This is a genomic window from Stenotrophomonas beteli (assembly GCF_001431665.1).
GTDB classification, from domain to species: Bacteria; Pseudomonadota; Gammaproteobacteria; order Xanthomonadales; family Xanthomonadaceae; genus Stenotrophomonas; species Stenotrophomonas beteli.
This window is the reverse complement of record NZ_LLXV01000058.1, coordinates 48,288-58,539: the sequence shown is the minus strand read 5'-3', so window position 1 is coordinate 58,539 and position 10,252 is coordinate 48,288. Positions and strand designations below refer to the sequence as shown.

Below are 10,252 nucleotides of genomic sequence, written 5' to 3'. Positions count from 1 at the left end.
CCCGTCCCGCCCATCACGTATCAATCAAAGCGCTGACGGAGCGCTTGATAAACCTTATTCCGCCAGCATCGCCGCCAGCTTCTCCCGCGCCGGGCCGGCCAACTTCGGGTTGTCCAGCGCGAAACGGATCGTCGCCTCCACCAGACCCAGGTGCGTGCCGCAATCGAAACGGGTGCCCTCGAAGCGGTAGGCATCGACCTCTTCGGTCTTCAACAGCTGCGCGATCGCATCGGTCAGCTGGATCTCGCCGCCTGCACCACTGCCGGTCTGCTCCAGCAGCTCGAAGATCTTCGGGCTGAGCACGTAGCGGCCGACCACCGCCAGATCGCTCGGCGCGTCCTCCGGCTTCGGCTTCTCCACGATCTGCGAGATACGCCCCTTGCGGCCATCGAAGGCTTCGGTGGCGACGATGCCATAGCTGGCGGTCTTGTCATGCGGCACGTCTTCCACCGCAATCACGCTGGCGCCGCTGGCTTCGTTGAGATCGGCCATCTGCTTCAACGCACCATCGCCGCGGTTCCAGATCAGGTCGTCCGGCAGCAGCACGGCAAAGGGCTCGTCGCCGATCACCGCCTTGGCGCAGAGCACCGCATGGCCCAGGCCCAGGGCTTCGGCCTGGGTGACGAAGATTGCACGCACGCCGTTGGGCAGCACGTGCCGGATCATCTCCAGCTGCTCCTGCTTGCCAGCGCGCTCGAGCTTCTGCTCCAGCTCGTAGGCCTTGTCGAAATAGTCGGCCACTGCGTGCTTGTAGCGGTTGGTGATGAACACCAGCGTGTCGCAGCCCGCCTCAATCGCTTCGTCCACTGCGTACTGGATCAGCGGACGATCAATGATGGGCAGCATCTCCTTCGGCACAGTCTTGGTTGCGGGCAGGAAACGCGTGCCCAGCCCTGCCACGGGAAATACCGCCTTGCGAATTCGCTTGCTCATTGGTGCCTGTTGGCCTCACGTGCCGGGAAAGGCACGACTTTAGCGGATGAAATGTAAGCGTCCTGTTCGATTGGCGAGAACTCTGGCATCGTCGTGAACAGGATTTCCTGGATGCTGGCGGTGTCGTAGCTGGCGATCGCCTCGCGCAGGCGCGGTACGTTGCCCAGCACCAGGTCGCGCGAGAACGCGCGCACGCCGGCCTCGAGAATCTTCGGATGCGCGGTCGAACGATAATCCTCGTCCGAATAGAACAGCGTCTCGTGCAGCTTCTCGCCCGGGCGCAGGCCGGTGTAGATGATCTGGATGTCCTTGTACGGCTGCTTGCCGGTCAGGCGGATCATCTGCTCGGCCAGCACGCGGATCGGCACCGGCTCGCCCATGTCCAGCGTGTAGATGGCGCCATGCGACGCCGACGCGGCCGCCTGCAGGATCAGCTGGCAGGCCTCGGGGATGGTCATGAAGTAGCGGCTGACTTCCGGGTCGGTGACGGTGATCGGGCCGCCCCGCAGGATCTGTTCGCGGAACAGCGGCACCACGCTGCCCGCCGAGGCCAGCACGTTGCCAAAGCGCATCGTGACGAAACGGGTGTGCGTGGACTTCTGGTCCAGGCTCTGGCAGATCATCTCGGCGTAGCGCTTGCTTGCACCCAGCGCATTGACCGGGTCGACCGCCTTGTCGGTGGAGATGAACACGAAATGCTCCACCCGTGCCTCCAGGCACGCGCGGGCCACGTTCTCGGTGGCCAGGATGTTGTTGCGCACCGCTTCGCGCAGCTGCCGCTCCAGCACCGGCACGTGCTTGTACGCCGCAGCGTGGAACGCGGTATCCACCGAATGCAGCGACAGCGCATGGCGGATCACGGCCGGATCACCACAATCGCCGAGCACCGCCTCGATCTCGACATCGGGGAAGCTGCGGCGCAGCTCGCCCTCGATGGTCAGCAGCAGCAGCTCGCTGATCTCCAGCAGGATGATGCGACCAGCGCCATGGCGTGCGCACTGGCGGCACAGTTCCGAGCCGATCGAGCCACCGGCGCCGGTCACCAGCACGGTACGCCCGCCCAGCCAGCCGCGGATCAGGTTCCAGTCCGGCATGATCGGCTTGCGGCCGAGCAGGTCCTCGATCGCCACTTCCTTCAGTTGCCCGGGGAGCGACTGGCCCTGCAGGATGTCGCTGAGCTTGGGCACCGTGCGGAACGGCACGCCGGTGCTTTCACAGATGGCAACCACCCGCTGCATGCCGGCGGCATCCAGCGAGGGAATGGCGATGACCAGCAGCTTGGCCGCGGTTTCGCGCACCACGGTCGGCGCGTCGTCCAGCGTGCCGAGGATCGGCAGGCCCTGCAGCTTGGCGCCGCGCAGGTGCGGGGCGTCGTCGAGCAGGCCGACCGGCTCGAAATTGCCCGAACGGCGCAGGTCGCGCACCAGCGTTTCGGCCGCCTGCCCGGCGCCCAGGATCAGTACCCGCCGCGCGGTCGAGTCCGACTGCAGCGCCTGGTAATCCTTCCAGGCGCGATACAGCAGGCGCGGAGCGCCCAGCAGCGCCGACAGCGCGAAGGGATAGATCACCAGCACCGACATCGGCACGCCGTCGAAGCGCTTCCACATCAGTACCAGCACAATGGCGACCATGCCGATGAAGCTGGCCTTGAAGATGTTCAGCAGGTCGCTGACGCTGGCGAACCGCCACAGGCCGCGATACAGGCCCACCCGCCAGAACACCAGGCCCTGCAACAGCAGCACCAGGGTGGTGTCGACATTCCACAGGGGCAGCGCAGGCGCGTTGGGCAGGATCGAGTAACGCCCTGCATGGAGCAGCTGCCAGCATGCCCAGACCATGAACAGGTCGTGGCAGACGATGGCCGAACGCGGCATCAGGCCGAGGATTCTGTCCCGCCAGGGTGAAGCCATAAGTCAGGTAATTCCTTGTCGGTGGCGCATTCCATTGCGCAGGAGGAGCCAGAGGACGCTCAGCGCGATGAACCACGCGATCGTCACGGCAGCCTCCCACCTCGGCTGCAGTTTGGAGCAGACATTGAACACTGTAATGCTGAACAGGCCTAAAGCAAAGTACATCCCTGTCACCTGGGGGTGACTGGCTCCTGCCTGCACCGCGCGCTGGTAGACGTGCTGGGTATGGGGTTCCATCCAGCGTTGTCCGGAAATGATGCGCGCCAGCAGTGTGAAGCCTGCGTCCACGAGGAACGGCGAAATGGGTACCAGCAGCAGGATCCAGTTGATGTCGGTGCGGACGCTGGCGATGGCCAGCACCACGGCGACCGCATAGCCGAGCGCGCCACTTCCGACGTCCCCCATGAAGATCCGGGCCCGGGGGAAGTTGAACGGCAGGAAACCCAGGCAGGCCAGGCCCAGGGCAATGGCCGCCAGCGAATACGGCCAGGGCAGCACCGGTGCCAGCCCCAGCGCGGCCACCACGGCCTGGCTGGCGGCGATACCGTTGATGCCGTCCATGAAGTTCCAGATGTTGATCAGCGAGGCCGTGAACAGCAACACCAGCACCGCCAGCAGCCAGCTGCCACCGTGCACCTTGACCAGCCCCGCCAGCAGCGCCGCGGCGATGAAGTGCACCATCAGCCGGCGCATCGCGGGCAGCGGCCGATGATCGTCCCACCAGCCGATGCCAGCCACCAGAACCAGCCCAAGGCTGGCCACCAGCAGGCTGGGCGTGGCCTGCGGCCAGGCCCACATGGCCGCGCCGGCGGCCACCAGCAGGCTGATGACAATGGCAATGCCCCCACCGCGGGGGGTGGCAACGCTATGGCTGCGGCGCTCGCCGGGCTGGTCCAGCAATTGCCGGCGCAGGGCGTAACCGCGCGCGGCCCAGGTCAGCGCCGCGCTGAGCAGCGCAAGCGCCAGCAGCGCCGCCATCACAAGCCACGGCATGGATCAAAGCACCGCGTAGTTCAGCAGTGGCTTGACCGTTCCCCATTCCTTGCAGCTCGGGCACTGCCAGTGGTGGGTGCGCGCACCGAAGCCGCAGCGCGTGCAACGGTAAGCAGGATTGCGTACCAGCAGCTGGTCGGTGATGTGCTTGAGGTCGTGCAGGGTGGCCGTGGAATCGGCACCTTCGGCCAGGGTCAGGTCGATCAGCGCCGACTCGCCGCGCACCGACGGGCGGTCCTTCAACTGGCGGCCGAGGTAGGCGCGCGCCGGCGCCACGCCCTCCTGCTCTTCCATCAGACGGGTGAGTGCCAGCACCGGGGCGATGCCACGGTAGTGCTCGGTCATTTCCGACAGGAACGCACGCGCGCCCGCCAGGTCGCCCACCTTGCGGTAGTTCTGCATCAGCGCCGGAAGCAGTTCGGGCAGGTATTCCGGGTCGTTGCGGGCGGCACGCTCGAACGCGCGCACGGCCGCTTCGGAATTACCCGCATCGGTTTCCAGGCGGCCTTCAATGATGCCGGCACGCACCGACATCGCATCGGCCTGGTAGGCGCGGGCGATGGCCGCCCTCGCCTCTTCCAGCTTGCCGGCGCCACGGAAGCGCTCGGCCAGTTCGCACTCGAACTGCCCGATCAGCTTGCCCATCGGCTCGCCGGTGACGTCTTCGAAACGGGTGGCGTTGTCGATCGCCTTTTCCCAGTCACGCTCGGCCTGGTAGATGCCGATCAGGTGCTTGAGCGCCTGCGGTGCGCGCTGGTCGAGCTGGGCCAGTTCGGTGAATACCGTCTCGGCCCGATCCAGCAGGCCGGACTTCATGTAGTCCTCGCCCAGTGCCAGCAGGGCCTGCACGCGCTGCGCGTCACTCAGGTCGCTGCGGTTGACCAGGCCCTGGTGCAGTCGAATGGCACGGTCCACTTCGCCGCGGCGGCGGAACAGATGGCCCAGCGCGACCTGGGTCTCGAAGGTTTCCTTGTCCAGCTCGGCGATGTGCAGGAACAGCTCGATGGCCTTGTCCGGCTGCTCGTTGAGCAGGTAGTTCAGGCCGCGGAAGTAGGTGCTGGACAGGCGGCTGACCTGGTTGTCACCGTGGCGTTGTCCACCACGCCGTCCGATCACCCACCCGGCCAGTGCGGCCAGCGGGACGAACAGGAAGAACCAGAACCACTCGGTGACGAAATCCATCTTCGATCAGCGTCCATCAAAAGATTGAGGGGAAGCAACCGGTGCCGGCGTGGCGGCAGCGGACTTGTTGGCGCGGCGCAGCTGGCTGTAGAGCGGAATGACCACGCTCACCAGCACCAGGCCAGCGCCAACGATGACGCCGATCAGCAACGCGGCAATGATGGCCACGCCGACCGAGGTCTTCAGCTGGGTGAACAGCAGGTTGATGGTCATCTCGTCCATGTTCATGGCACCGATGATCAACCCGAGAATGAGTACCGCCAGCAGGACCAGCAGACGAAAAACCTTCATGCGACAGCTCCAGTGGCAGGAGTCCGTAGCTTATCCGACTCGCGGCTGGATTCGCACGCGGTGGCGCGACGGGGCTCAGGCCGGATTGGCGTCCAGCGGCAGCACGCTGCTGACCCGCTCGCGCAGTTCCTTGCCCGGCTTGAAATGGGGAACGTGCTTGCCCGGCAGGGCAACCGATTCGCCGGTCTTCGGGTTGCGACCCAGGCGCGGCGGCCGGTAGTGCAGCGAGAAGCTGCCAAAGCCACGGATTTCGATGCGATCCCCGGCGGACAGGGAACCACCCATCATTTCCAGCAACGACTTTACCGCCAGATCGACATCATCGGCCTTCAGGTGCGCCTGGCGGCGCGCGAGGATTTCGATCAGTTCGGATTTGGTCATCGCCGGCTCACATCAGGGGTCACTCAGCCTGAAACGGCCCGGGCATTGCCCGGGCCGTCCAGGAAACAACGAACAGCTCAGGCCGATATTACTCGGACTTGTTGCCGTTCAGCTGTGCACGCAGCAGCGCGCCCAGCTGGGTGGTGCCGCTGGAAGCCGAAGAAGACTGGTATTCCTCCAGCACTTCGCGCATTTCCGCGTCGTCCTTGGCCTTGATCGACAGCTGCAGGGTACGGCCCTTGCGGTCCATGCCCACGAACTTGGCTTCAACCTTGTCGCCGACCTTCAGGTGCTGGGTGGCGTCGTCAACGCGCTCGTTGGCGATGTCGCGTGCCGAGACGTAACCTTCGATGCCGTCAGCCAGCTCGATGATCGCGCCCTTGGCGTCGACTTCCTTCACCACGCCTTCGACCTTGGAGCCCTTCGGATTGGCCGCCATGTACTGGCCGAACGGATCCTGCTCCAGCTGCTTCACGCCCAGGGAGATGCGCTCGCGCTCCGGATCGACGGCCAGGACAACGGCGTCCAGGGTGTCGCCCTTCTTGAAGTTGCGAACGACGTCTTCGCCGGTGGTGTTCCAGCTGATGTCGGACAGGTGGACCAGGCCGTCGATGCCGCCGTCCAGGCCGATGAAGATGCCGAAGTCGGTGATCGACTTGATCTGGCCCGACACCTTGTCACCCTTCTTGTGGGTGGCAGCGAAGGTTTCCCACGGATTGGCGGCAACCTGCTTCATGCCCAGCGAGATACGGCGACGCTCTTCATCAACGTCCAGCACCATCACTTCGACTTCGTCACCGACCTGCACAACCTTGGACGGATTGACGTTCTTGTTGGTCCAATCCATCTCCGAGACGTGCACCAGGCCTTCGACGCCCGGCTCGATCTCGACGAACGCGCCGTAATCGGTGACGTTGGAGACCTTGCCGAAGACGCGGCTGTTGGCCGGGTAACGACGCGCGATGTTATCCCACGGATCTTCGCCCAGCTGCTTCAGGCCCAGCGAAACGCGGTTGCGCTCGCGGTCGAACTTCAGCACGCGCACGTCCAGCTCGTCGCCGACGTTCACGACTTCGGACGGATGGCGCACGCGCTTCCATGCCATGTCGGTGATGTGCAGCAGGCCGTCGATGCCGCCCAGGTCCACGAACGCGCCGTAATCGGTCAGGTTCTTGACGACACCCTTCAGGATCGCGCCTTCCTGCAGCTTGTCCATCAGCTGCTCGCGCTCTTCCGAGTGCTCGCTTTCGACGACAGCGCGGCGCGAGACCACGACGTTGTTACGCTTGCGGTCCAGCTTGATGAGCTTGAACTCGAGTTCCTTGCCTTCCAGGTAGGCCGGATCGCGCACCGGGCGCACATCGACCAGGGAACCCGGCAGGAAGGCGCGGACATCCTTGATGTCCACGGTGAAACCACCCTTGACCTTGCCGCTGATGCGGCCGGTGATGGTTTCGTTCTTTTCCAACGCTTCTTCCAGCTCGTCCCACACCATCGCGCGCTTGGCCTTCTCGCGCGACAGGACGGTTTCGCCGAAGCCGTTCTCGATCGAGTCGAGGGCGACCTTGACGATGTCGCCTTCGGCGACGTCGATTTCGCCAGCGTCGTTACGGAACTGTTCGATCGGCACGATGCCTTCGGACTTCAGGCCAGCGTTGATCACCACGACGTCGCCGCGGACTTCAACAACGGTACCGCTGACGATGGCGCCCGGCTTCAGCTTGGCCAGATTGGCCTGGCTGGCTTCAAACAGTTCGGCAAATGATTCGGTCATTAGATTTACTCTGTTGGACACATGGGTCGGTGGCGTTCCCTTCAGGGATTGGCGACCGCCCGCCTGTTGGTCGACCCCGGAAACGCAGGTCGTGTGTAGTAGGAAAACCGCCACGCATCATTGCGCGACGGAGCTTGTACAGCACTGCAGTGCGCGACCACCACCGGTGTTGCTGGCAGTACTCCCGCGCGAACGGATCAGGCAGCCGGAACCGGAAGCAGATCCATCACTCTGGCAACGACATCTGCGATGCCGATGCCTGTGGTGTCGATGAGGACAGCATCGTCTGCCGGCTTCAGGGGCGCCACGGTACGCTGAGCATCACGGGCGTCGCGGGCCATGATCTCGCGCAGGAGGTCATCAAAGTTAACAGAAACCCCCTTGTCTTTCAACTGCTTATGCCGGCGCTCGGCGCGCTCCTCGGCACTGGCGGTCAGGAACACCTTGTAGGACGCATCCGGGAAGATCACCGTACCCATGTCGCGGCCGTCGGCGACCAGCCCCGGCAGCTCCCTGAATGCGCGCTGGCGCTCTTTCAGGGCCGCCCGGACTTCCGGAATGGCGGCAATGGCCGAGGCCAGCGCGCCGGTGGTCTCCAGGCGCAGCTCGTCGGTGGCATCGGTGCCGTTGACCATGACCCGCATGGCCTCGCCCTGCTCGACAAACTGAACGCGGGTGTCGAACGTGCAGCGGACCAGCGCCGAGGCGTCGGAGGTGTCGATGTCGGCCCAGCTGGCGGCCACGCCCACCGCCCGGTACAACGCGCCCGAATCCAGGTAATGCCAGCCCATCCGGCGCGCGACGATGCGGCTGATGGTACCCTTGCCGGCCCCGGACGGGCCGTCGATGGTCAGGACGGGAGCGAGTGGATTCATGGGGGTCCCAGAGCGTGTGAAGGGGTCATTCTAGCCCCTGCCAGACGCCCCCAGCAGGATCTTTTGTGCAACCACTTGAAACCACGAGGAAAAGCCCGGTAGAATGGCGGGCTTGAACGAGCGTCAACTGCCGATTGTCTTTCGCATATCGCGGCCACGCTCCACCCGAACAACTACTGTTTACGCCGAGGTATGCCATGAAAGTCCTGTCCTCCCTGAAGTCGGCGAAGGCCCGTCACCGTGACTGCAAGGTCGTGCGTCGTCGTGGCAAGATCTTCGTCATCTGCAAGTCGAACCCGCGTTTCAAGGCGCGTCAGCGCTAAGCCTCACAGCCTTCCGGCTGCGGCTGGCCCTGCGCGGGGCCGACCCGATGCAAGAAACCGCCTTCGGGCGGTTTTTTGTTTATGCGGCTTTTTCCTGCCGTTTTTGCTGTAATCGCCTTTCTTGACCACTGGGGAGTAGATCGAGATGAAGCGTTACCTGTCCGCATTGGCCGTACTGGCCACCCTGGCCGCCGCCACGCCGGCGCTGGCCGACACCCTGCTTGTCGACCGCGCCCGCGAAAAGCCGGCCGGTGCCCTGCCCGTGCGCGGCCAGAGCATGCAGCAGGTGCAGGCACAGTTCGGCGCGCCGAGCGAACAGCTGCAGCCGCGCGGCGGGCAGAAGCGGCAATGGCCGACCATCAACCGCTGGGTGTACCCGCAGTTCACCGTCTACTTCGAGAAGCAGAAGGTGATCGACGTGGTGGCCAACCAGGCGGACCCGAACGAAATCGGCCCGAAACCGCCGATCCGTTGATCCCCTTACCCGCCGTGGGCGGGCCTGTGTAGCGAGACCATGAACCAGACCCTTCGTTTTCCTGCCGAGTGGGAAGCCCAGAGCGGCGTCCTGATTGCCTGGCCCACCGCCGACACCGACTGGGCCGACCGCCTGGGCCAGGTGGAAGAGACCTACATCGCCCTGGTTGCGGCCATCACCCGCTTCCAGCCGGTGCTGATCTGCGTGGCCGACGACGATGTGGAGACCTACGCCGAGATGCGGCTGCGCTCCAACCGCATCGACATGGACAAGGTCCACTTCACCACGGCGGCCTACGACGATACCTGGCTGCGTGACTCCGGCCCGATCACCCTGCGCCGCGCCGACGGCGGTTTCCAGCTGCTGGATTTCCGCTTCACCGGCTGGGGCGGCAAGTTCGACGCCAGCCTGGATGACCAGCTGGTGGGCGTGCTCGACCAGGCCGGCGTGTTCAACGACGCGCCGGTGCGCAGCATCCCGTTCGCGCTGGAAGGCGGCGGCATCGAGACCGACGGCGAAGGCACCCTGCTGACCACCTGGAAGTGCCTGCACGAACGCCACCCGGATCGTGACCGCGCCAGCCTGAGCGCCGACCTGGCCGACTGGCTGCAGCAGGACCGCGTGCTGTGGCTGGACCACGGCTACCTGGAAGGCGACGACACCGACGCGCACATCGACACCCTGGCCCGCTTCGCCTCGCCCGACAGCATCGTCTACCAGGCCTGCGATGACCAGAGCGACTCGCACTACGCCGAACTGCAGGCGATGGGCAACGAGCTGGCCGCACTGCGTACCAAGGATGGCCAGCCATACCGCCTGTTCCCGCTGCCGTGGGCGCGGCCGGTGATCGACGAAGGCCGCCGTCTGGCCGCCTCGTACGCCAACTACCTGATCATCAACGGTGCAGTGTTGATGCCGGCCTACGGCGACCCGGCCGATGACCTGGCCCGCGACGTACTGGCCCAGGCCCACCCCGGCCGCGAGATCGTGCAGGTGCCCTGCCGCTCGCTGATCTGGCAGAACGGCAGCCTGCACTGCATCACCATGCAGCTGCCAGAAGGGCTGCTGAAGGCCTGATGGATGACGCCGGGCCCCGCCCGGCGCCGCGTTTGTAG

The 10,252-nt window shown here is 65.1% G+C and carries 11 protein-coding genes; 3 read left to right on the top strand and 8 right to left on the bottom strand.

Translation table 11 applies throughout. The annotated features are described in order from the left end of the window. Positions 1 to 54 precede the first annotated feature (54 nt). The 8 genes from galU to cmk all read right to left on the bottom strand — a co-directional run bounded on the left by galU (position 55) and on the right by cmk (position 8,339). A complete protein-coding gene (gene galU, locus ARC23_RS16005) occupies positions 55 to 933 on the bottom strand; it encodes a UTP--glucose-1-phosphate uridylyltransferase GalU (protein ID WP_057498118.1) in 879 nt (292 codons plus the stop codon). Continuing rightward, entirely contained in the window at positions 930 to 2,843 is a 1,914-nt protein-coding gene (locus ARC23_RS16000; protein ID WP_057498117.1) for a polysaccharide biosynthesis protein, read from the bottom strand. Before ARC23_RS16000 ends, galU begins: the two co-directional genes overlap by 4 nt. Before the next feature lie 3 nt (positions 2,844 to 2,846). After that, positions 2,847 to 3,836, bottom strand: a complete 990-nt coding sequence (locus tag ARC23_RS15995; RefSeq protein ID WP_057498116.1) for an MraY family glycosyltransferase — start codon at positions 3,834 to 3,836, stop codon at positions 2,847 to 2,849. 3 nt (positions 3,837 to 3,839) lie between these two features. Continuing rightward, positions 3,840 to 5,018 (bottom strand): lipopolysaccharide assembly protein LapB, encoded by a 1,179-nt coding sequence (lapB, locus tag ARC23_RS15990; RefSeq protein WP_057498115.1) that lies wholly within the window; start codon positions 5,016 to 5,018, stop codon positions 3,840 to 3,842. Positions 5,019 to 5,024: 6 nt separating this feature from the next. Then, positions 5,025 to 5,309 (bottom strand): LapA family protein, encoded by a 285-nt coding sequence (locus tag ARC23_RS15985; RefSeq protein WP_014646849.1) that lies wholly within the window; start codon positions 5,307 to 5,309, stop codon positions 5,025 to 5,027. Between the two features lie 75 nt (positions 5,310 to 5,384). Beyond that, a complete protein-coding gene (locus tag ARC23_RS15980) occupies positions 5,385 to 5,690 on the bottom strand; it encodes an integration host factor subunit beta (protein ID WP_057498114.1) in 306 nt (101 codons plus the stop codon). Between the two features lie 88 nt (positions 5,691 to 5,778). Further along, a complete protein-coding gene (rpsA, locus tag ARC23_RS15975; RefSeq protein ID WP_057498113.1) occupies positions 5,779 to 7,464 on the bottom strand; it encodes a 30S ribosomal protein S1 in 1,686 nt (561 codons plus the stop codon). 197 nt (positions 7,465 to 7,661) lie between these two features. Next, entirely contained in the window at positions 7,662 to 8,339 is a 678-nt protein-coding gene (cmk, locus tag ARC23_RS15970; protein ID WP_057498112.1) for a (d)CMP kinase, read from the bottom strand. A 197-nt stretch (positions 8,340 to 8,536) separates the two neighbouring features. Between cmk and ykgO the strand changes: the two genes are divergently transcribed. From ykgO to ARC23_RS15955, 3 genes are all read left to right on the top strand, one after another. Then, on the top strand, positions 8,537 to 8,662 hold the full coding sequence (ykgO, locus tag ARC23_RS15965; RefSeq protein WP_005409283.1) for a type B 50S ribosomal protein L36: 126 nt from the start codon (positions 8,537 to 8,539) through the stop codon (positions 8,660 to 8,662). Between the two features lie 145 nt (positions 8,663 to 8,807). Next, positions 8,808 to 9,137 (top strand): hypothetical protein, encoded by a 330-nt coding sequence (locus ARC23_RS15960; RefSeq protein WP_057498111.1) that lies wholly within the window; start codon positions 8,808 to 8,810, stop codon positions 9,135 to 9,137. Positions 9,138 to 9,176: 39 nt separating this feature from the next. After that, positions 9,177 to 10,214: an agmatine deiminase family protein gene (locus ARC23_RS15955; RefSeq protein ID WP_057498110.1), complete on the top strand. Its 1,038-nt coding sequence runs from the start codon at positions 9,177 to 9,179 to the stop codon at positions 10,212 to 10,214. Positions 10,215 to 10,252: the final 38 nt, after the last annotated feature.